21 protein-coding genes are annotated in these 21,647 nt (G+C 65.9%); 10 read left to right on the forward strand and 11 right to left on the reverse strand.

From position 1 onward, the window contains the following. Positions 1-129: 129 nt before the first annotated feature. Positions 130-576: an STAS domain-containing protein gene (locus ACLQI9_RS32825; RefSeq protein WP_442381493.1), complete on the forward strand. Its 447-nt coding sequence runs from the start codon at positions 130-132 to the stop codon at positions 574-576. Here ACLQI9_RS32825 and ACLQI9_RS32830 read toward each other — a convergent pair. Both ACLQI9_RS32830 and ACLQI9_RS32835 read right to left on the reverse strand, forming a co-directional pair. Further along, positions 547-1,338 (reverse strand): RNA polymerase sigma factor SigF, encoded by a 792-nt coding sequence (locus ACLQI9_RS32830; protein ID WP_442381443.1) that lies wholly within the window; start codon positions 1,336-1,338, stop codon positions 547-549. The genes ACLQI9_RS32825 and ACLQI9_RS32830 overlap by 30 nt on opposite strands. Continuing rightward, positions 1,335-1,772 (reverse strand): ATP-binding protein, encoded by a 438-nt coding sequence (locus ACLQI9_RS32835; RefSeq protein WP_442381445.1) that lies wholly within the window; start codon positions 1,770-1,772, stop codon positions 1,335-1,337. The genes ACLQI9_RS32830 and ACLQI9_RS32835 overlap by 4 nt, the downstream gene beginning before the upstream one ends. A gap of 83 nt (positions 1,773-1,855) precedes the next feature. Here ACLQI9_RS32835 and ACLQI9_RS32840 point away from each other — a divergent pair, with 83 nt between their 5' ends. Next, positions 1,856-2,005 (forward strand): hypothetical protein, encoded by a 150-nt coding sequence (locus tag ACLQI9_RS32840; protein ID WP_442381447.1) that lies wholly within the window; start codon positions 1,856-1,858, stop codon positions 2,003-2,005. Between the two features lie 148 nt (positions 2,006-2,153). Further along, positions 2,154-2,411, forward strand: coding sequence for a DUF7218 family protein (locus ACLQI9_RS32845; protein WP_324441267.1), 258 nt, complete (start codon positions 2,154-2,156; stop codon positions 2,409-2,411). Between the two features lie 21 nt (positions 2,412-2,432). Here ACLQI9_RS32845 and usfY read toward each other — a convergent pair whose 3' ends face one another. From usfY to ACLQI9_RS32865, 4 genes are all read right to left on the reverse strand, one after another. After that, on the reverse strand, positions 2,433-2,744 hold the full coding sequence (gene usfY, locus ACLQI9_RS32850; RefSeq protein WP_324441264.1) for a protein UsfY: 312 nt from the start codon (positions 2,742-2,744) through the stop codon (positions 2,433-2,435). Positions 2,745-2,832: 88 nt separating this feature from the next. Beyond that, the gene (locus tag ACLQI9_RS32855; RefSeq protein ID WP_442381449.1) at positions 2,833-3,219 is read right to left on the reverse strand and encodes a hypothetical protein; all 387 of its coding nucleotides are present in this window, start codon (positions 3,217-3,219) and stop codon (positions 2,833-2,835) included. Between the two features lie 185 nt (positions 3,220-3,404). Then, positions 3,405-4,757: an L-lysine 6-transaminase gene (lat, locus tag ACLQI9_RS32860; RefSeq protein ID WP_442381451.1), complete on the reverse strand. Its 1,353-nt coding sequence runs from the start codon at positions 4,755-4,757 to the stop codon at positions 3,405-3,407. Positions 4,758-4,810: 53 nt separating this feature from the next. Then, the gene (locus ACLQI9_RS32865) at positions 4,811-5,263 is read right to left on the reverse strand and encodes an Lrp/AsnC family transcriptional regulator (protein WP_442381453.1); all 453 of its coding nucleotides are present in this window, start codon (positions 5,261-5,263) and stop codon (positions 4,811-4,813) included. Between the two features lie 30 nt (positions 5,264-5,293). Here ACLQI9_RS32865 and hglS point away from each other — a divergent pair, with 30 nt between their 5' ends. Continuing rightward, the gene (hglS, locus tag ACLQI9_RS32870; protein ID WP_442381455.1) at positions 5,294-6,562 is read left to right on the forward strand and encodes a 2-oxoadipate dioxygenase/decarboxylase; all 1,269 of its coding nucleotides are present in this window, start codon (positions 5,294-5,296) and stop codon (positions 6,560-6,562) included. Next, entirely contained in the window at positions 6,559-8,082 is a 1,524-nt protein-coding gene (amaB, locus tag ACLQI9_RS32875) for an L-piperidine-6-carboxylate dehydrogenase (RefSeq protein ID WP_442381457.1), read from the forward strand. Before hglS ends, amaB begins: the two co-directional genes overlap by 4 nt. A 24-nt stretch (positions 8,083-8,106) precedes the next feature. Here the strand turns inward: amaB and ACLQI9_RS32880 are convergent, their stop codons facing one another. Next, a complete protein-coding gene (locus ACLQI9_RS32880) occupies positions 8,107-8,604 on the reverse strand; it encodes a phosphate-starvation-inducible PsiE family protein (protein ID WP_442381459.1) in 498 nt (165 codons plus the stop codon). A gap of 268 nt (positions 8,605-8,872) precedes the next feature. Between ACLQI9_RS32880 and ACLQI9_RS32885 the strand changes: the two genes are divergently transcribed. From ACLQI9_RS32885 to ACLQI9_RS32905, 5 genes are all read left to right on the forward strand, one after another. Next, the gene (locus ACLQI9_RS32885) at positions 8,873-9,529 is read left to right on the forward strand and encodes a TetR/AcrR family transcriptional regulator (RefSeq protein WP_442381461.1); all 657 of its coding nucleotides are present in this window, start codon (positions 8,873-8,875) and stop codon (positions 9,527-9,529) included. Positions 9,530-9,581: 52 nt separating this feature from the next. Then, entirely contained in the window at positions 9,582-14,174 is a 4,593-nt protein-coding gene (locus ACLQI9_RS32890; RefSeq protein WP_442381463.1) for an ATP-dependent helicase, read from the forward strand. A gap of 3 nt (positions 14,175-14,177) precedes the next feature. After that, positions 14,178-14,933, forward strand: coding sequence for an endonuclease VIII Nei2 (gene nei2, locus ACLQI9_RS32895; protein WP_442381465.1), 756 nt, complete (start codon positions 14,178-14,180; stop codon positions 14,931-14,933). 159 nt (positions 14,934-15,092) lie between these two features. Continuing rightward, positions 15,093-15,440: a DUF732 domain-containing protein gene (locus ACLQI9_RS32900; protein WP_442381467.1), complete on the forward strand. Its 348-nt coding sequence runs from the start codon at positions 15,093-15,095 to the stop codon at positions 15,438-15,440. A 44-nt stretch (positions 15,441-15,484) separates the two neighbouring features. Then, complete coding sequence (locus ACLQI9_RS32905; RefSeq protein ID WP_442381469.1) at positions 15,485-15,712, forward strand: hypothetical protein; 228 nt, start codon at positions 15,485-15,487, stop codon at positions 15,710-15,712. Between the two features lie 18 nt (positions 15,713-15,730). Here the strand turns inward: ACLQI9_RS32905 and ACLQI9_RS32910 are convergent, their stop codons facing one another. From ACLQI9_RS32910 to ACLQI9_RS32925, 4 genes are all read right to left on the reverse strand, one after another. Further along, a complete protein-coding gene (locus tag ACLQI9_RS32910) occupies positions 15,731-16,918 on the reverse strand; it encodes a PPE family protein (RefSeq protein WP_442381471.1) in 1,188 nt (395 codons plus the stop codon). Between the two features lie 120 nt (positions 16,919-17,038). Beyond that, positions 17,039-18,142, reverse strand: coding sequence for a phosphate ABC transporter substrate-binding protein PstS (pstS, locus tag ACLQI9_RS32915; protein WP_442381473.1), 1,104 nt, complete (start codon positions 18,140-18,142; stop codon positions 17,039-17,041). An 809-nt stretch (positions 18,143-18,951) separates the two neighbouring features. Beyond that, positions 18,952-19,821: a pseudouridine synthase gene (locus tag ACLQI9_RS32920; protein ID WP_442381475.1), complete on the reverse strand. Its 870-nt coding sequence runs from the start codon at positions 19,819-19,821 to the stop codon at positions 18,952-18,954. Between the two features lie 7 nt (positions 19,822-19,828). Next, positions 19,829-21,586: a glycerol-3-phosphate dehydrogenase/oxidase gene (locus ACLQI9_RS32925; protein WP_442381477.1), complete on the reverse strand. Its 1,758-nt coding sequence runs from the start codon at positions 21,584-21,586 to the stop codon at positions 19,829-19,831. Positions 21,587-21,647 lie beyond the last annotated feature (61 nt).

Consider the following 21,647-nt stretch of genomic DNA (forward strand, 5'->3'; position numbering starts at 1 on the left):
GCCGCCCGGAACAACGTTAATTGACGTAGGGGGAGGCCAGTACTCCCGGCTTCTCTCCGCGTGCGGGGCCAACCGCTTGACGTGATCCACAGATTGCTTGACGACTGATGGAGTCACCTGATGTTTGCCATGAGACACCCCAATTCGGCTTCCCCGGTTCTCGGAACCGATGCCGCAATCCCGTCGGAGCCGTGGGAAAACCACAGTGCCCGCTTCACGGCTGAGTGGGGCCCGTCGTTCGTTGTCATTACGGCACACGGCGAGCTCGACGCATCCAACGCCAATCAGCTCGCCGATTACGTTCAGCGCTGCGCGGCTCATTCCAAGTCGGTAATTGTGAACCTCAGCGGCCTGGAATTCTTTGGAACGGCGGGCTTTTCGGCGCTGCACACCATCAATATCGGGTGCGCGGGCGCCGGTGTGCACTGGGCCATGCTGCCAGGTAAGGCAGTCTCCCGGTTGCTACGTATTTGCGACCCTGACAGCGCGCTGCCGGTGGCCGAGTCGGTGCCCGACATCCTCGACGAGAACGAAAAGCCGCGCCGGCTATTCCAACTCGTCCCGCAGCCGCGCTAGCGACTTAGCCAGCAACCGCGAGACGTGCATCTGCGAAATGCCAACCCGCTCGGCGATCTGCGTCTGCGTCATCGACTCGAAGAACCTGAGCACCAACACGGTTCGTTCACGCTCCGGCAATCCGTCGAGTAGCGGACGGAGCGCCTCGCGGTTCTCGATCCGCTCGAGACCGGCGTCCACATCGCCGAGCGTGTCGGCGATGGCTCGTGCTTCGTCGTCGCCGGCGCTGCTGCCACCGCTATCGATGGACAGGGTGTTGTAGGAGCTACCGGCCACCAGCCCCTCGATAACCTCCGTCCGGTCCATGTCGAGTTCTTCGGCGAGTTCGGAGGCGGTCGGTGCTCGGCCCAGCCGTTGGGAAAGGTCGGCGGTCGCCGTGCCGAGCCGCAAGTGCAGTTCTTTCAGACGCCGTGGAACCTTGACCGACCAGCTGTTGTCCCGGAAATGCCGGCGGACCTCTCCCATGATGGTGGGCACCGCAAACGAGACGAAGTCGGAGCCGGTATCGACATCGAAGCGGGCAACAGCGTTGACCAGTCCGACGCGTGCCACTTGGACCAAGTCGTCACGCGGTTCCCCGCGACCCTCGAAACGCCGCGCGATGTGATCGGCCAACGGCAGGCAGCGCTCAACGATCTTGTCCCGATGGCGCTGGAACTCCGACGAGTTGGCGTCGAGAGTCGCCAACTCACGGAACATGTCCGGAACGTCAGCGTATTCGTTGGGACGAGATGCAGAACCGCCGACAGCTCGCACTGTCACCTGCGGAGGCCCGCCCGTCGGGTCGTGAGCGTGACGCCGAAGATACCGTGCCCGCCAGCGGATTCGTGACCGTCGTGGAAGGTCTGTACGTCGTCGGCCAGCGATGTCAGCACATGCCAGCTGAAGCTGCCCGGCGTCACTACGTCGTAGTTGTCACATGTCGCTGACGCCTCGACCACCAATTCGTCGTCCCGCGGATCGACCACGATGGCCAGCGTCGCACCCGGAGTCGCGGAGCGAATCAACCGGGTGCACACCTCATCGACCGCCAGCCGCAGATCGGCCACCGCGTCGAAATCGAGATCCTCAAAGGTCCCGACGGCCCCGACCAGTGTGCGCAGCACCGCCAGATTCTGCAGCCGCGCGGCAACTCGCAGCTCGACAGCGCGGTCACCGCGTTGCTGGTTCTTCTGAGGCTTTTCAGCAGCGGTCATGGGGCCCTCCGGCAGTGTTTGACCGAGACTACCCTTGTGCTCAAGCCAGTTAGTCATGATCGCCGCCGGGTATTCCAAGTCGCATGGACGCGAGCGAGACGACCGAAATTCAGCGCACCCGCCGCCTTCGGCGTGTCGCGATTATCGCCGTTATCACGCTGGCTGTGCTCGTATTGGTTGCCGCGGCCGTTTACGTTATTGCGTTCGTGATCCTGTCGCCGATGTTCGGATGACCGGGATACCGGGACAGCGGCGGCCGCTTTCAAGCTCATCATGGTGTAGAGCAGATACCCACTAGCCTCGGCGAATAAAACCTCCAGCGTTTGGCACGGTGCCGGGCGGGGAAAAACAGCAACACCAAAGCATGCGAAGGAGGTTGCGATGCCCAATCCGTCAATCAAAGACGAGAAGCTCTATCAGGAGTTGCGCAAGCAAGGAGACACCAAGGAAAAGGCCGCTCGGATCTCCAACGCCGCTGCCGCGCGCGGCCGTTCCCGCGTGGGCAGGTCAGGTGGGAAGTCCGGCTCGTATCAAGACTGGACTGTCCCAGAACTCAAAAAGAGGGCCAAACAGCTTGGCATTGCCGGTTATTCGCACTTGACCAAGGACAAGCTGATTACGAAGCTCCGTAACCACTAAGCGGTGTCGGCCCTCGGCTCGTCAGCTTGCGGGCCGTTGGCGCGGAACCTCGGGATGTGCGTCGTACCAGCGGTCTTCGATTCTGCGCACTCGCCGGTGCTCGACCGCCAGCCACACCAGACCGAACGTCATCGTCCCGACGGCGACGACACCTGTGGTCATGCCCTGGCTTTGGTGCCCGGTCCCGAAGGCCGCCAGACAACCCACGACGGCGATCACGCCGGCCACGACGAGTAGATAGCCGGGCCAGCGCAACACATCGATCATCGACTCGCCCGCGTGTGACCGCGTCGTCCGCACATGGTCGACGGGGTCACGATAGGTGTCACCCATGACTGCGTCCCCTCTCCTAGCCCTTCGGGCCGTATCTACCACGGTAGAACGCCCGGAGACGGCGCGGAAGTAATTGCCGAGAGTCCGGTCAACCAGCCAGAGCAGGTCCGGCGATGATGGGTGCGCCCATTGTGAGCGTGAGGAGCATCAGCATCAACAGAAACCAGCCGGCACCCTGCCACGCCCACCAGGTGCCGTAGTCGCGCCAGATGCGATAAGTGCGCACAAATGCCCCGCAGCCCGCGGCCAGCAGGATGACCGGCGCACCGAACGCCAGGATTGTCCGCTGGGGGGCGCCACATGCGACGGTGTCGATGGCCATCGCGCCTGTACAGGTGCTGGCCCACACCGCGGCCACGACCACGAACGCCAGTCCGGCGACCGCGGCCAGAACCGCGAACCGGATGGCGGCATGCACCTCGCTGTCTTCACGCCCAAGGCGGTCGCCTCCTGAGCGGTGACGTTGTGTCTGCATCTCCTGAACCTCTATCGTGCCTCCGGCTGCTGGTGAATCACCGGCCGATGGAAACGCTCTTTGCGCGTGCCGTCACACGCGCCACACCCGTATACCCCATGATCAGGCAACTCTAAACCCACAACTGCTCCCTCGTTACCCTCCTGGGCCACCATCGTCGGCGGCCCCGCACAGTGCGGCGGCCGCTAAAACGACGTTGACACCAACTCCGTCAGGACGTCGCGGAGGCCGGCCACCGCCTCGTCGATCTCGGCGCGTGAAACGGTCAGGGCCGGCCGGAAACGCACGCTGACTGGACCACTGGGCAGGACAATCACCCCGCTTTTCCACAGTCGGCGGAGCACCTCATCGCGGCCCGCCCTCGTCGGCATGCTGAACGCGCACATCAAGCCGCGACCGCGGACGTCGAGCACGGCGGTCGGGAAGTTGTCGGCGAGTTCGTCGAGGCGCGCCCGCAGGTAGCGGCCCGCAGCGGCGGCGTTCTCGAGAAGGTCGTCGGCTTCGATGACCTCCAAGATGCGCCGGGCCCGGACCATATCGGTGAGGTTGCCACCCCACGTCGAGTTCAGCCGGGAAGCCACCGCGAACACGTTGTCGGCGATTTCGTCGACCCGCCCTCCTGCCATCACCCCGCACACTTGTGTCTTCTTACCGAACGCGACCACATCGGGTGCAACGCCCAATTGCTGGTAGGCCCAAGCGGTTCCCGTCAAACCACAACCTGTCTGTACCTCGTCGAAGATCATCAGCGCATCGTATTCGTCGCACAGCGCGCGCATCGCGGCGAAGAACTCCGGTCGGAAGTGCCGGTCGCCACCCTCGCCCTGGATGGGTTCGGCGACAAAGCAGGCGATGTCGTGCGGGTAGGCCTGGAACGCTGCCCGGGCCTGGCGCAGCGATTCGGCTTCCAACGCGTCCATCTCGACGCCCGGTCGAAGGTAAGGCGCGTCGATGCGCGGCCAGTCGAACTTCGGAAAGCGAGCAACCGTGACCGGGTTGGTGTTGGTCAGCGACAGCGTGTAGCCGCTGCGGCCGTGAAACGCCCCACGCAAGTGCAGCACCCTGGTGCCCAACTCCGGGTCGATGCCGCGCGCTTCGTTGTGCCGGCTCTTCCAGTCGAACGCCACCTTCAGCGCGTTCTCCACCGCCAGTGCACCGCCGTCGACGAAGAACAGATGCGGCAGCGCTGGATCGCCCAACACTCGGGCAAAGGTGTCGACGAAGCGCGCCATCGGCACCGAGTACACGTCGGAGTTGCTCGGTTTGTTGACCGCGGCGTCGGTGAGCTCGGCACGGAACTCGTCGTCGAAAGCCAGTGCCGGGTGGTTCATGCCCAGCGCCGACGAAGCGAAGAAGGTGAACATGTCCAGGTAGCGCCGGCCGTCGCGGGCGTCGACCAGATACGAGCCATCCGAGCGATTCAGGTCGAGCACGAAATCCAGGCCGTCGACGAGGATGCTGCGCGCCAGCACCTCGTGGACCCGGTCAGGTGCGAGTAGCGGATCGGCCAAAAAGGTACGTTCCAGTACGCCGGTCATGACGTCAACCCTATCAGGAATTTTTACGGTATCTTGACCTAAAGCCGTATGTATTACGGTACAAATTGTCGAGCATCGTAAAATGTCTGTAAAATGATCGTGCTGCGGGTCCGCACGTTGGCGGCTGTCCGGATCTGCTGCAATAGCTCTTCCAGCGCACGCGGGGACTTGACGCGCACCAGCAAGATGTAGCTTTCCTCACCGGCCACCGAGTGACACGATTCGATCGCCTCGATGTGTTGCAGGCGGGCCGGCGCATCATCGGGTTGAGAGGGATCGAGAGGGGTGATGGCCACGAACGCCGACAACAGATGCCCGATCGCTTCGGGATCGATCCGCGCGCAGTACCCCGTGACGACGCCGCGAGACTCCAGCCTGCGCACCCGCGACTGGACCGCCGAGACCGACAGGCCAGCGCTCGCCGCCAGCTCCGACAATGTCGCGCGCCCGTCAGCGACTAGCGAGCGCACCAATATCCGGTCGATTTCGTCGAGCGTCTCAGCCATGGCCGGAGAGTATCGCAGCGGTGATCGCCGTTGAGCCGTGCCAAAAGGTTGCCGACGTGGCGGCTACGGGAGCTCTTGGCCGCCGGCCTGTCTGCCATGTACGGCAGCGAGGTGCCTGCCTACACCACGATGGTCGAGGTCAGCACCCAGGTCAACAGGGATTACGCCGCCCGGCATGCGGGCTCCGAACGGCTGGGCACGCTGTCTCGAGTTACCGCCGAGCGGCACGGCGCGATCCGGGTCGGCACGCCCGACGAGCTGGCCGCTGTCGCCGACCTGTTCTCGGCCTTCGGCATGGTCCCGGTCGGCTACTACGACCTGCGCGACGCCGTTTCACCGGTTCCGGTGGTCTCCACCGCGTTTCGGCCCATCGACGCGCAAGAGTTGGCGCGCAACCCGTTTCGGGTTTTCACATCGATGCTGGCGCTCAGGGATGCACGTTTCTTCGACGCCGACCTGAACGCTCGTGTGCAGACGTTCCTGGCACGCCGCCAACTGTTCGATCCGGCGCTGATCGCCCGGGCCCGGGTGATCACGGCCGACGGCGGCTGCGACGCCGACCAGGCCGATGACTTTGTCGCCCAAGCCGTGGCGGCGTTCGCGCTGTCAGGTGAACCGATCGACAAGTCCTGGTATGACGAGCTATCACGGGTGTCCGCGGTGGCCGCCGACATCGCCGGAGTCACGTCCACCCACATCAATCACCTGACGCCGCGGGTGCTCGACATCGACGAGCTGTACCGGCGGATGACCGCGCGCGGCGTCACGATGATCGACGCTATCCAGGGACCGCCCCGCTGGGACGGGCCCGCGGTGCTGTTGCGCCAGACGTCGTTTCGCGCCCTCGCCGAACCACGCCGGTTTCGCAACGACGACGGAACGGTCGTCGACGGCTCGCTGCGGGTCCGCTTCGGCGAGGTCGAGGCACGCGGCGTGGCACTGACGCCCAGGGGCCGGCAGCGTTACGACGCGGCGATGGCTCGTCTTTCTGGTAACGACGATCCCGCCAAAGTCTGGGGCCAGTACTTTCCGTCGACCGACGACGAGATGGCCGCTGCGGGGCTGGCCTATTACCGCAGCGGCGACCCATCCAAACCCGTTGTCTACGAAGACTTTCTGCCAGCCTCAGCGGCCGGAATCTTTCGGTCCAATCTGGACCGCGACACCGAGACTATAGCGGCCACCGGAATCGCCGACGACTCCGGATACAGCGTGGATTGGCTGGCCGGGGCGATCGGCCGCCATATTCACGACCCGTACCTGCTCTACGAATCGCTTTGCAAGGAGGCACTTGCGTGACCACCACTGACGAGTTGCGCACCCGCGCACGCCGCGCGCTGGACGCAGTCGGCTGCGACGTAACCCTTAGAGCCCTCGGTGGGACGGGCGGGCACGGCCTGCCGGCGAGCACACCGGTCACCGGCGACGTCCTGTTTACCCTCGAGCAGACCACGCCGGAGCAGGTCGAGCGCCGCATCGCCGATGCCGCGCAAGCGTTTTCCACCTGGCGAGCCACTCCCGCTCCGGTACGCGGTGCACTGGTTGGCCGGCTGGGCGAGCTGCTCAGCCAGCACAAGCACGACCTCGCCGCCCTGGTGACGATCGAGGCGGGCAAGATCGCCTCCGAGGCGCTGGGAGAAGTGCAGGAGATGATCGACGTCTGCCAGTTCGCCGTCGGCCTGTCCCGTCAGCTCTACGGGCGCACGATCGCCTCCGAGCGGCCGGGGCATCGGCTGATGGAGACGTGGCATCCGCTCGGCGTGACCGGGGTGATAACCGCGTTCAACTTTCCGGTCGCGGTATGGGCCTGGAACACCGCGGTGGCGCTGGTCTGCGGGGACACCGTGGTGTGGAAGCCGTCCGAGCTGACCCCGCTGACGGCGTTGGCCTGCCAGGCGCTGATTGACCGGGCCGCCAGTGACGTTGGGGTGTCGGCTCGTGTTTGCGCCCTGATCACCGGTGGCCGCGAGGTCGGTGAGCAGCTGGTGGACGACGAGCGGGTCGCACTGGTGTCCGCGACCGGCTCGGTGCGCATGGGCCAGCAGGTCGGACCCCGGGTCGCGCGACGGTTCGGCCGATCGCTGCTGGAACTGGGCGGCAATAACGCCGCCGTCGTCACGCCATCCGCCGACCTCGATCTGGCGGTGCGCGCCATCGTGTTCGCCGGCGCCGGCACCGCCGGTCAACGCTGCACCACGCTGCGCCGGCTGATCGTCCATCGCTCGGTGGCCGACGATGTGGTGGGGCGCATCGCCGCCGCCTACCGGCAGCTGCCGATCGGTGATCCGTCGGCCGAGGGCACGCTGGTCGGCCCGCTCATCCACGAGACGGCCTACCGCGACATGGTGGGCGCTTTGGAACAGGCACGCGCCGACGGCGGCGAGGTGCTCGGCGGTCAGCGCCGGGATATGGACCACCCGAGCGCCTACTACGTCGCGCCGGCGGTGGTGCGGATGCCGTCGCAGACCGACATCGTGCACACCGAGACCTTCGCGCCGATCCTCTACGCATTGGTCTACGACGACCTCGACGACGCCATCGCGCTGAACAACGCCGTACCCCAAGGCCTTTCGTCGGCGATCTTCACCACCGATATGCGCGAGGCGGAACGCTTCATCGACGGCTCCGACTGCGGCATCGCCAATGTCAACATCGGCACCTCGGGCGCCGAGATCGGCGGCGCGTTCGGCGGCGAGAAGCAGACCGGCGGCGGCCGGGAGTCTGGGTCGGACGCCTGGAAGACCTACATGCGCCGCGCGACCAACACCGTCAACTACTCCAGCGAGTTGCCCTTGGCCCAGGGCGTGCACTTCGGCTGACGCCGCCGGACCGCCCCTACTCGGTCAGCCGTCGTCGCTGTCCGCCCGCGGAGCGCGCCGGGCACTGAAGCGAACCAAGAAAATTGCCGCAGCGATGCCGATCACTAGCAGTCCCAGCGCACCCAACCCCAGCAGGAGACGGTCGAGGTCCTTGTCGCTGTGTACCTGCTCGGTTGCCGCGGTCACGATCAGAATCCGTCGCACGCAGGCGATCAGTCCGATGAAAAGAAACGGCTCGGCGGCGATTTCGTGATAGAGCAGGACCGCGCGCAACGTAGCGGCTATCTCCGCGATGATCAGGACCATCAAGACACGATCGAGGACCAAGACGCCGCCCTGCAGCGTGGGGACCTTGTGGGTCGCGGCTTGCACGACTGCTTGTCCGCCGCCGATCACCACCAAGACCGCAGCCGCCACCAGCAGCAGGAAGGCGATCGCATAGACGAGCGTTTCGAAACCGTCGACCAGGGCACCCACTCGATGACTCAGCCTGGGACGGGCGGTAGCGCTTTTGGCGTCCATTGGTCAGCGATTCTATTGCCCCTCGGCCTTTTTGAGCGAGCCCGGCGACCTGGTCCGTTCGTTGCCCGAGTACTCGCCTGGAGACACACCGCGGATAGCTCGCTAATTCGCTGAGCTAACGAACGTGCTGGTAGGCAGACGGTGCGGGCTTCGCGGCGACTACCGTGTCAGAGCCGTTTATTGACGGATGCGTAGGCGATCAGCAGTTTGCAGAGACTTCCTGACCGTTGACGGCCAGCGCAAAGGATCGACAAGTACCATCTGGTCTATGCGAACGCCCCGGCGCCGGTTATCTCCGGACGACCGCCGCGCCGAGTTGCTGGCGTTAGGCGCGGAAATCTTCGGCCAACGACCCTACGATGAGGTCCGAATCGACGAGATCGCCGAGCGGGCCGGCGTGTCCCGAGCGTTGATGTATCACTACTTCCCGGACAAGAGGGCGTTCTTCGCCGCCGTCGTCAAGGGACAGGCCGACCAGCTGTTCGAGACCACCAACGCCCTGCCGTCACCAGGTCAGAACCTCTTTGAAGAGACCCGGGACGGCGTCCTTGCCTACATGCAGTATCACCAGGAGCACCCGCACGCGGCCTGGGCCGCATACGTCGGCCTCGGCCGCTCCGATCCGGTCTTACTCGGCATCGACGACGAAGCCAAAGATCGTCAGATGGAACACATCATGAACCGCATCATGGAGGTCGACGGCCCGGGTACCGAGCTCCCTCCCGACGTGGAACGCGACCTGCGCATCGTCATCCACGGGTGGCTGGCGTTGACCTTCGAGGTGTGCCGGCAGCGGATCATCCACCCCAAGACCGACGCCGGTCACCTGAGCGAAGCCTGCGCTCACGCGCTGCTGGACGCAATCACCCGGGTCAACGGGATTCCCGAACAACTGGCCAAGGCGGTCGGGCCCGACGGGCGTTGATCGCTCGGAGCCGCTTGACCCCTTTGTCAGTGCCCCCGGGCACTATGGCGAGGTGACCACCGTGCCCGCTGATCCGCTCGCGCGGTTCAGCGCCGTCACCCGCGACTGGTTCGCCGGTACCTTCGCCGCGCCGACCGCGGCCCAGGCCGACGCCTGGACGGCGATCGCCGACGGCCATAACACGTTGGTCATCGCGCCGACCGGCTCGGGCAAGACACTGGCGGCGTTTCTGTGGGCGATAGACCGACTCGCCAGCCTGGCCGGCGCACCAGGCGACGAGCGGGCGCCCGGCACCCGGGTGCTGTACGTGTCACCGCTGAAGGCGCTGGCCGTCGACGTCGAGCGCAACCTGCGAACCCCGCTGGCGGGAATGACCCGGGTCGCCGAACGGCGGGATCTACCCGCGCCGGAGATCACCGTCGGGGTGCGATCCGGCGACACCCCGCCGGCACGCCGTCGACAGCTGATCGCCACGCCTCCCGACGTGTTGATCACCACGCCCGAGTCGCTGTTTTTGATGCTGACCTCCGCGGCTCGCCAGACCCTGTCCGGTGTGGAAACCGTGATCGTCGACGAGATCCACGCCATCGCCGGCACCAAGCGGGGCGCTCACCTGGCGCTGTCGCTGGAACGGCTCGACGACATGTTGGCCGCACCCGCGCAGCGCATCGGTTTGTCGGCGACCGTCCGTCCGCCCGAGGAGGTTGCCCGGTTCTTGTCGGGCGCGTCACCCACCACCATCGTGGTCCCCGCGGCGGCCAAGACTTTCGAGCTGACCGTGCAGGTGCCGGTCCCGGATATGGCCAACCTGGCGGACAACACGATCTGGCCCGATGTCGAAGCGCGTCTGGTCGACCTCGTCGAAGCGCACAACTCGACGATCGTGTTCGCCAACTCACGGCGATTGGCTGAGCGATTGACCGCTCGGCTCAACGAGATTCACGCCGAACGCTCGGGTGTGGAGTTGCCGTCCGCCACCAACCCGCAGGTTGCCGGCGGCGCCCCGGCCCAGCTGTTGGGCAGCGGCCAGACCTACGGCGCGCCGCCGCTGTTGGCGCGCGCCCACCACGGTTCGGTGAGCAAGGAGCAGCGCGCCGTGGTCGAGGAGGAGCTCAAGACGGGACGACTGAAGGCGGTGGTGGCGACCTCGAGTCTGGAGCTGGGAATCGACATGGGCGCAGTCGATTTGGTGATCCAGGTGGAGACGCCGCCGTCGGTGGCCAGCGGCCTGCAGCGCATCGGGCGCGCGGGGCACCAGGTCGGCGAGATCTCTCAAGGGGTGCTGTTCCCCAAGCACCGCACCGACCTGATCGGCTGCGCGGTCGCCGTGCAGCGCATGCGCAACGGTCAGATCGAGACGATGCGGGTGCCCGCCAATCCGCTCGACATCCTCGCCCAGCACACCGTTGCCGCGGCGGCGCTAGAGCCGCTCGACGTCGACCGCTGGTTCGACACCGTACGACGCAGCGCCCCGTTCGCGACACTGCCGCACAGCGCATTTGAGGCCACTCTGGATCTGCTGTCCGGCAAATACCCGTCAACCGAGTTCGCCGAGCTGCGGCCGCGGCTGGTCTACGACCGCGATACCGGCACCGTGACGGCACGGCCGGGTGCGCAGCGGCTGGCGGTCACCTCAGGCGGCGCGATCCCGGACCGCGGCTTGTTCACCGTCTACCTGGCGACGGATTCCGAAAAGCCTTCTCGCGTAGGAGAACTCGATGAGGAGATGGTCTACGAGTCCCGCCCGGGCGATATCATTTCGTTAGGAGCCACCAGCTGGCGGATCACCGAAATCACTCACGACCGCGTGTTGGTGATCCCGGCACCCGGCCAACCGGCCAGGTTGCCGTTCTGGCGCGGCGACGACGCCGGGCGCCCCGCCGAATTCGGCCGGGCAGTCGGCAAGTTCACCGGCGAGCTGGCCGGCCTGGCGCGCGACTCATTCGAAAAGCGCTGTGCTGATTTGGGTTTAAACGACTACGCTACCGACAACCTGTGGCGGCTACTGGACGACCAACGCACCGCCACGACGGTGGTGCCCACCGACGCCACCTTGCTGGTCGAGCGGTTCCGCGACGAGCTGGGCGACTGGCGGGTGATCCTGCACTCGCCCTATGGGCTGCGGGTGCACGGCCCGCTCGCACTGGCGGTGAGCAGGCGACTGCGCGACCGTTACGGCATAGACGAGAAGCCGACCGCCTCGGACGACGGCATCGTGGTGCGGTTGCCGGACACATTCTCCGAGTCCGGGCCCGACGCTGCCGATAAGCCGCCGGGTGCTGAACTGTTCGTCTTCGACGCCGACGAGATCGACCCGATCGTCACCGCAGAGGTGGGTGGTTCGGCGCTGTTCGCATCCCGATTTAGGGAGTGCGCGGCCCGCGCTCTGCTGCTACCGCGGCGACATCCCGGCCGTCGATCGCCGCTGTGGCATCAACGCCAACGCGCCGCGCAGCTTCTCGATGTGGCCCGCAAATATCCGGATTTCCCGATCGTGCTGGAGGCGGTCCGCGAATGCCTGCAGGACGTCTACGACGTGCCGACGCTGACGGGGTTGATGGCCGACATCGCGCAGCGCAAGGTGCGCGTGCTGGAGACCGAGACCGCCACGCCGTCGCCGTTCGCGGCGTCGCTGCTGTTCGGCTATATCGGGGCGTTCATGTACGAGGGCGACAGCCCGCTGGCCGAGCGCCGCGCGGCGGCCCTGTCGCTGGATGCCACACTGCTGGCCGAGCTGCTCGGCCGCGTCGAGCTCCGCGAGCTGCTCGACCCGGACGTCATCGCCGCGACCGGCCGCCAACTGCAACATTTGACCGCCGACAGAGCGGCCCGTGACGCCGAAGCGGTCGCCGATCTGCTGCGGCTGCTCGGCCCGTTGACCACCGAGGAAGTCGCCGCCCGCGCCGGCGGCGCCGATGTCGGCGGCTGGCTGGAAGGTCTGTGTGCTGCCAAACGCGCGTTGACGGTTTCGTTTGCCGGGCAGAGCTGGTGGGTCGCGATCGAAGACATCGGCCGACTGCGCGACGGCGTCGGGGTGGCGGTGCCGGTCGGCGTGCCGGCCAGCTTCACCGAGGAAGCCACCGATCCGCTGGGTGAGCTGCTGGGCCGGTACGCGCGCACCCACGCGCCGTTCACCACCGCCGACGTCGCCGCCCGCTTCGGACTGGGACTGCGGGTCGCGGCCGACGTGCTGAGCCGGCTGGTCGCCAGCGGGCGGCTGGTCCGCGGCGAGTTCTCCGCAGCGGCGGCCGGTGACCAGTGGTGTGACGCCGACGTCTTGCGGATCCTTCGCCGCAGATCGCTGGCGGCGCTCCGGGCGCAAGTCGAGCCGGTCAGCATCAGCGCCTACGCGCGTTTCCTGCCGGGCTGGCATCAGGTCGGCTCGGCGACTAACTCCGGCCTCGACGGGCTGGTGGCTGTTGTCGATCAGCTGGCGGGCGTCCCGCTGCCCGCCTCGGCGATCGAATCGCTCGTGCTGCCCCCACGGGTACGCGACTACTCCCCCGCCATGCTCGACGAGCTACTGGCATCCGGCGAGGTGGTCTGGTCGGGTGCCGGATCCATCTCGGCCGGCGACGGCTGGGTCGCGTTCCACCCGGCTGACACGGCCGCGTTGACCGTGAGTGCCCCCGCCACCATCGAGCTGACCGAGGCCCACCGGGCCATCCTGGACACGCTGGCCGGCGGCGGGGCCTTCTTCTTCCGGCAGCTCGCGCAAGGTCTTACAGATGGTCAAGTCGGCGAGCAAGCGCTCAAAGCGGCCCTGTGGGAACTCATCTGGGCCGGTCTGGTCACCGGCGACACGTTCGCGCCCGTCCGCGCAATGCTCGGCGGCGGGCCGGGTAGCCGCAGACGGTCGGCCCCGGCGCACCGGTTGGGTCGCGGAGCACGCCCACCCCGCCTGAGTCGCTACAGCGTTGCGCACGCTCAGTCCCGCGCCAGCGACCCCACGGTGGCCGGCCGTTGGTCAGCGCTGCCCATGCCCGAGCCGGATTCAACGCTGCGGGCACACCACCAAGCCGAGCTGCTGCTGAGCCGCCATGGCGTGCTGACTAGGGGCGCGGTGGCGGCCGAAGGACTACCGGGCGGATTCGCGATGCTCTACAAGGTGCTGAGCACCTCCGAGGAGGCCGGCCGATGCCAGCGCGGCTATTTCGTCGAATCGCTGGGCGGCGCCCAGTTCGCGGTGGCATCGACGGTTGACCGGCTGCGCGGCTACCTCGATGAGCCCGGCTCTTTCGAAGACCCGACGCGACCCGAATACCGGGCGGTGGTGTTGGCTGCCGCCGACCCGGCCAACCCGTACGGCGCCGCGCTCCCCTGGCCGTCCCGCGCGCCGGAGGAAGACGGCGGCGCCCGGCCGGGCCGCAAAGCCGGAGCGCTGGTGGTGCTGGTCGACGGCAACCTGGTCTGGTTTGTCGAGCGCGGCGGACGTTCGATGCTGAGCTTCCGCGACGATCCCGAGGTCAACCGCGCGGCCGGCGTGGCGCTGGCCGAGCTGGTAACGGCCGGGCGGGTCAGTTCGATCCTGGTTGAAAGGATCAACGGCGTCGCGGTACTGGGGCCCGACGTCTCCGCGCCGGCCGTGAGCGCGCTGTCCGACGCCGGGTTCGCCCGCACTCCACGCGGACTGCGGCTGCGGTAGCGCATGCCCGAGGGTGACACGGTCTGGCACACCGCAGAAACCCTGCGGCAGGCACTGGTCGGTCGGACACTGACGCGATGCGATGTGCGGGTACCGCGCTTTGCGACGGCTGACCTGACCGGTCAGGTTGTCGACGAGGTGTACAGCCGCGGCAAGCATTTGTTCATTCGCGTCGGACCTGCCAGCATCCACTCGCACCTGAAGATGGACGGCAGCTGGCGGGTGACTTCGCGGGCGGTGCGTAACGATCACCGGATTCGGATCATCTTGGAAGCCGGCAATATCCGCGCGGTCGGCATCGACCTGGGCGTGCTGGAAATCCTCGACCGCGCCCACGACGGCGACGCGATCGCACACCTGGGACCCGATCTGCTGGGGGCCGACTGGGACCCACAGCTCGCCGCGACCAACCTGACGGCACGCCCAGATCGACCGATCGCCGAGGCCCTGCTGGACCAGCGGGTGCTGGCCGGGATCGGCAATGTCTACTGCAACGAACTGTGTTTCGTCAGCGGACGTCTGCCTACCGCGCCGGTAAGTGCGGTCAGCGACCCGCATCGGCTGGTGTCCCGCGCCCGCGACATGCTGTGGGCCAACCGTTACCGCTGGAACCGGTGCACCACCGGCGACACCCGGGCCGGCCGGCAATTGTGGGTCTATGGGCGAGCCGGGCAGAGTTGCCGTCGCTGCGGCACACGCATCGACTATGACGACAGCGGCGAGCGGGTGGCGTACTGGTGCCCGGCCTGCCAACGTTGAACACCCGGGGCATGTCCGTTCGGTTAACGAGCGGGCTCGCGGGTTTTGGGCGCGCCAAGAGTTTCGCCAGTCTGGTCGAGGCATGCAATGATCGCAATGTCAGCGGCTTGGCTTGCCATCCGTAACAGTCTTGCTTCCGCGTAGCGGAGAGGTTCAGGAATGACGACCACCCAATTGCGCTCGCCCATCGCTGCGCGATCACTGTTGGCCGGCCTCGTCCTGGTGGTCGCGCTGTTTAGCGCTGTGGGCGTAGTAGTCCCGACCGCGCATGCCGACGCGGTCGACGGCAATTTCATAAACGCGCTGGGCTCTAGAGGCATCACCTTCGCGAACCCGCAGGCCGCGATCGTCGCCGCTCACGAGGTCTGCGATGAACTCGACAGCGGTAGGGCCTCGAGCGACGTCGCGAATGACGTGATGCAACAAAGTAGTTTGGACGGCTATCACGCCGGGTTCTTCGTCGGCGTCAGCATCGCTGCGTTCTGCCCGCGGCATGCAGGGGCCTGACGGCGCCCGTATAGTGGGGTAACTACTGTCATGGAGAACCATAAGTGATCACGAAAATATTGTTCGGCGCGGCGATTGCGCTCGCTGCTGCGGCGGGGGTGGCAACACCGGCCAGCGCCGATCCCAGCCCGTTCGGCACTCTCGGCTGCACCTGCACGTCGCCAGTCGCGGCCCCGGATAGCAAGGCCCCTGTCAAGGACCAGCTGAACCAAGGAATCAAGAACGGCCTTGGTTATCTGCAAGCGCCCACGCCGCCTGCCAACAACTCCTGAGCTGCTGCGCCGGATTGCTCATCCCGCCGATGGCGGTGGGTCCATCACCTTTCCCTTGAGCTCGGCGCCGATCGCAATATCTTCGTACTTTTGTTCCTTACGCTTGCGCCAACCACTGCCTGCCGAAATCGGCGGCGGCATGAGCGGCGGGAGCATGGGAAGTCCGGATTCGCCCGCGGAGAGCGGCGATGCGGCCGAGGCGAGTTGTACTGGCACTTGCTGACCGGGCAGCAATCCCACCACGGCAGGCGGCGCGGTCAGCTTGCCAATCGACACTCCAACGCCCGTCGCCGCCGACGTGGACGCTTGACCGAGTCCAGCGGCGCCTAACGCACCCGGGCCTAACGTACCCAGCCCAGCCCGACCTAAGCCACCTAACCCACCCGCTGCTCCCCCTCCGAGCGCCGACTCACCCTCCGACACGCCCTGGCCAATCTGTGCGTTGACTCCCTGCAGGGCCTGGGCCGATTGGTTCTGCGCCAGATAGCTGAGCAGGTTGATGGGAAAGCCGGACGAGACGAACTGGTTGGCATAGACGTTCGCCAAACCGAAATAGCCACTTGTCGGGTCGCTAAACCCAAGGTTGATCGACGACAACGGCCCCGAAGCGGCTGCAGAGACGGTGGGCGACGACGACGTGGTTGCGGCGGACACTGCGCTGGACTGCTTGGCCGTCCCCGCAGGATTGGTAGTCGAGGATGGCGAGGAGAACTGCGGCAGCGTGCTGGCTTGCGCCGAGGCCGCCTGATAGCGAGTCATCGCCGCCGAGTTATTCGCCCACATGCTCTGGTATTCGGCTTCGGTTTCGGCGATAGCAGGAAGATTCCTCCCGAATCCATTGGTGGCTAACAACCGCGCTAGCAACGCCCTGTTGGCGCTGACTTGCCCAACAGGAACCACCGCCGCGCGGACGGAATTGACTGCGCTTGCGGCGGCCTGCGCCGAAGCGGCTGTCTGCTGGACTTGCTGCGCTGTCATGCGCAGCCAGTTCAAGTAGGGTTCAACGGCCTGGACCATCGTCGTCGAGGACGCACCACGCCAGGTCCCAACCAGAGACGACAGCGTGGCGCCATAGTTTTCGGCAGAGTCCTCCAGATTTGCGCCGAGCTGTTGCCACGCCTCGGAAGCCTCGATCAGCGATTCCGCACCGGGTCCCGTATGGATCAGCGCAGAGGTGACTTCGGGAGGTAAGGTTGTGAACTCCATGACTCCAAAGATCGACTACCGTGGGAAAACTTTTGGAACTTTGGGTTGACTAGGGTGAAAAAAACCCTGAAACATTGAGCTTCGGACGTTACCGGCCGAACCGGCCAATACGAGCTTAGATCACGAGATGGCGTCGATCGCGGTCAATAGCCGCGACTTGAACCCGGCCGGAATGGGGATATATCCGTGTTCGGTCAGGTCATTCTGGCCGGCGCCGATCGCGCTTAGCAGGAACGCCTTCACGGCCGTACCGACCTGGGAATCGTGGTACTTCGAACACACAATCTCATACGTTGCCAGCACGATCGGGTACGACCCGGTCCGGTTTGGCCGGTAGAACGAGATCGTGTCCAAGGCTAGGTCGTTGCCCTTCCTCATAAACCACGCGGAAGAAATCGTCCTTCCCACCGTCTCCGGGCTGATCGCTACCGGCTCCGGACCCGCCGTCGTGACGATCTTGGCCATGTCCAGGTGTTGCGCTTGGGCGAACGACCATTCGATGTAGGTGATCGCGCCTTCGGTGCTTTTGACGGCCGCGGCGGCGCCGTCGTTGCCGCGGGCGCCCTCGCCGACACCGCCGTTGAACTTCTTTCCGGCGGCAAAACCCCACGTGCCGGCGGAAGCGGTATCGAGATACCTCTGGAAATTGTCCGTGGTCCCGGACTCATCGCTACGGAAAACGACCCGAATCGGCTCAGCCGGCAGCTGGTTGCCTAAGTTCAGCAGCTGGATCGCCGCATCGTTCCACATAGTGATCTGGCCGTTGAAGATCTGGGCCGTCACCGGACCGTTGAGGTTCAACGACGTCATGCCCTTGACGTTGTAGGCGACCGCGATGGGGCCAAAAACCATCGGCAGATTCCACACCGGCGAGTCGCACCGCTGCGTCGCGTTCGCGTACTCGCCCAAGTTCAGCGGAGAGTCCGAGCCTCCGAAATCGGTTTGGCCGCCCATGAATTCGCTGATCCCAGCGCCGGAGCCATTGGGCGTGTAATTCACTGACTGGCCCGGGCAGGCTTGTTCGAACGCCTTGACAAAACGGGTCATTGCGTTCTCCTGGGCGGTGGAACCACTGGCCTTCAGAGTCGGCTGGCCGCCGCAGGTCACCTTCACCGGCGGCGCGGCGCTTCCTCCAGTGGCACTGTTGTTACCGCCGCAGGCCGACAAGATCACTGCACCGGCCGTGAGAATACTCAGCGCGGCGCCAAATCTCTTTAATTTCAATCTAATTCCTTCAAATGGAACGATGCGATGATCGACGCCGGCCCGGCCGCAGCCCGCCTAATTGCTGTCCTCCGCGCAGCCATGAGGCATGGTAACAAGGTTCGCCCTTCAGCAATTGCGCCCGGTCATCGTCGGATTCCCGATTTCAGCCTCAGTTTCCAAGCTGTTTACGCTTCGACCAGGGGTCGACTATCAACGACCGTGCGCGGCGGAGAACTGTGCGATGGCTTCCGACGCGGCGAACGCGTCACCAACCGGTAGAGGCTGCCGGGAACATGCAAGGAATCCCTCAGCTAAACGAGGTGTGCTCTTAGTCACACGTTTAGTAACTTTTCAGCGGCGTGTCGAGTAAAACCGCCAGCGCAGGATGACCAAGCTCGCGACACGGCATGTTGCTCACCGGGCGGGGCCGTTTCCCGGCACGTACCGTGGAATAGAAATTGCCGATTGGCGGTTGGTCATCGCTGACTGGCCTGTGACCCCGATCACCGACACGGCGGGTCGACGCGTTAGTCACTGAGGAAACACCGACGACGTAGCCGGATATCGGCGAACGACCTCGCCGGATTACTGAAGGGCACCAGGGTGCTAACACTGCAGAACCACGTCAGCCTCAGCAATCTGACAACTTTCCGCTCCCTCAACGCCGGCGCGCTGACGGCGCGGGCCTGGGAGACTTTGCGCGCCGCCGTTCAGGGCGTGGCACTCCCGCGGACCGCGGGGCCTATCCGGAATGAGGCAGGCAATGCCGCCCTTTCGGCATGGCCCGATCAAGACCTACCGCGTATGCGTCGCGGCGCCGAGCGCTGCTAGCGCGGAGGACAAAGCCGTCGCGAACTGACGAATCGTCGCAAAGCTCCACTCACCGGATCCTGGAATTCGATGCGCTGCGCCAACAACTGCAGCGGCTGGCTGAAGTCATCGTCCGGTACGCTAATCACGTTGGGGTACAACGGGTCTCCGTAGATCGGCATTCCGAGCGAAGTCATATGCACCCGCAGCTGATGAGTACGTCCGGTGCGCGGCGCCAGCCGGTACAGGCCGTCCGGCGATATCGACTCCACCAGCGTTTCGGCGTTGGGCTCGCCAGGTTCTTCGACGGCTTGTAAGTGGCCGCGGCGCTTGACGATTCGGCTCTGCACTACTCGCGGTAACGTCACGTGGGGGTTGGCCGCTGCCCTCGCAACATACGTCTTGTGAACCGCGCCGCGGGCGAACATCGTCTGGTAGGCCCCGCGAAGCTCGCGGCGGGCGGTGAACAGCAGCACCCCGGCGGTCAGCCGGTCCAGCCGATGGGCCGGGCCCAGCTCGGGTAACCCCAGTTCTCGGCGCATCCGCACCAGCGCGGTCTGGGCGACGTGGCGCCCGCGCGGCATGGTGGCCAGGAAGTGCGGCTTGTCGACAACCACGATGTCCTCGTCCTGATAGAGCACGGGGATGTCGAACGGCACCGGCACCTCGTCGCGCAGGTCCCGGTAGAGGTAGACGCTGGCACCAGCCGGCAGCACGGTGGCGGGATCGAGCACGACACCGTGCTGGTCGACGACCTCGCCGGCGATCGCCTTGGCGGCAACCTCGGGCCCGAACCGGGTAAGCAACTCGTCGCCCAACGGTCCACCGCGCACCCGCAGCCGCGCCGGTCCCAATCCGTCGCGTGGCGGGAGCGGCAGCTGCCTCACGGTCGGCTCAATTTAAGGGCACCGGCTCGAGGATCTCCGCGCGGGCCTCGGGAGCGCTGGCCCGCAGTGCATCCGCCGACGCGTCGTCGGGTTGGGCCTGCGACAGCACCTCGGCCTCCACTCGCGCCGTATAAGTGTCGACCTCGCGGTCGACGTCAGCCTGGGTCCAGCCCAGCACCGGCGCGACGATGTCGGCCACCTCACGCGCGCAGTCGACGCCTCGGTGTGGGTATTCGATGGCGATCCGCGTCCGGCGGGCCAGGATGTCCTCCAGATGCAATGCGCCCTCGGCGATGGCGGCATACGCCGCTTCGACCTTCAGGTAGCCCGGTGCCGCAGTGATCGGGTTGAGCAGTTCGCGACGGTCGGCGGCCAGCGCCAGCACTTCGCTGAGCAGCGAGCCGTAGCGGTCCAGCAGGTGACGGACCCGGTAGGGGTGTAGTCCTTCGAGCGCACCAACGTGCTCGGTCTGGTTGATCAGCGCGAAGTAGCCGTCGGCGCCTAGCAGGGGCACTTTCTCGGTGATCGACTGCGCGACTCGAGCCGGGATGTATTGCGATGCGGAGTCGATCGCATCGGCGGCCATCACCCGGTAGGTGGTGTACTTGCCGCCGGCGATGGCGACCAGGCCGGGAGCGGGCACAGCCACCGCGTGCTCACGCGACAACGTGGACGTCTCCTCGCTCTCCCCCGCCAGCAGCGGCCGCAACCCCGCGTACACCCCGTCGATGTCGGCATGGCTCAACGGGGTGGCCAACACGGTGTTGACGGTGCCGAGGATGTAGTCGATGTCTGCCTTGGTGGCCGCCGGATGCGCCAGGTCCAGTGCCCAATCGGTATCGGTGGTCCCGATGATCCAATGGTTGCCCCACGGGATGACGAACATCACCGACTTCTCGGTGCGCAGGATGATCGCCACGTCGCTGACAATCCGGTCCCGCGGCACGACGATGTGCACTCCTTTGGAGGCACGCACTTGAAATCGTCCACGCTGCTTGGACAATGCCTGAATCTCGTCGGTCCACACCCCGGTGGCGTTGACGACGACGTGACCGCGGACTTCGGTGACGGCGCCATCCTCGGAGTCGCGCACCCGCACGCCGGTCACCCGATCGCCTTCGCGCAGCAACGAGACCACTTGAGTGGACGACCGCACCACTGCGCCGTAGTGCGCCGCAGTACGCACGACGGTCAGGGTGTGCCGGGCATCGTCGACGACGGTGTCGTAGTAGCGGACACCGCCGATCAGCGCGCTGCGCCTCAGACCGGGGCACAGCCGCAACGCACCGGCGCGCGTCAAATGCTTTTGCCCCGGAACGGATTTCGCCCCACCAAGCTCGTCGTACAGCACGAGGCCGGCCGCGACGTAGGGTCGCTCCCACCACCGCTTGGTCAGTGGGTACAAAAACGGCAACGGCTTGACGAGATGCGGCGCCAACGTTGTCAACGACAGCTCGCGCTCGAAGAGCGCTTCCCGGACCAACCCGAATTCCAGTTGCTCCAGGTAGCGCAGCCCGCCGTGAAACATCTTCGAGGACCGGCTCGACGTGCCGGAGGCAAAGTCACGCGCTTCGACCATCGCCACTTTCAGCCCACGGGTGGCGGCGTCCAGCGCGGACCCCGAACCCACCACGCCACCACCGATGACCACGACGTCGAATTGTTCGCTGCCAAGCCGCTCCCAGGCCGAGGCGCGCTGCTCGGGTCCTAAGAACGAACCCGGCCGGGTCTGCTCGCTCCCCGCTACGCGAATCGGGTCGCTCACGGCACAGGTCTCCTGTCGGTTACTCGTCAGTAGGGCACTGGCTCCCAAGGCTACCTGGCCT

Origin of the sequence: Mycobacterium sp., from assembly GCF_052143115.1 — a bacterium.
Taxonomy (GTDB): Bacteria; Actinomycetota; Actinomycetes; order Mycobacteriales; family Mycobacteriaceae; genus Mycobacterium.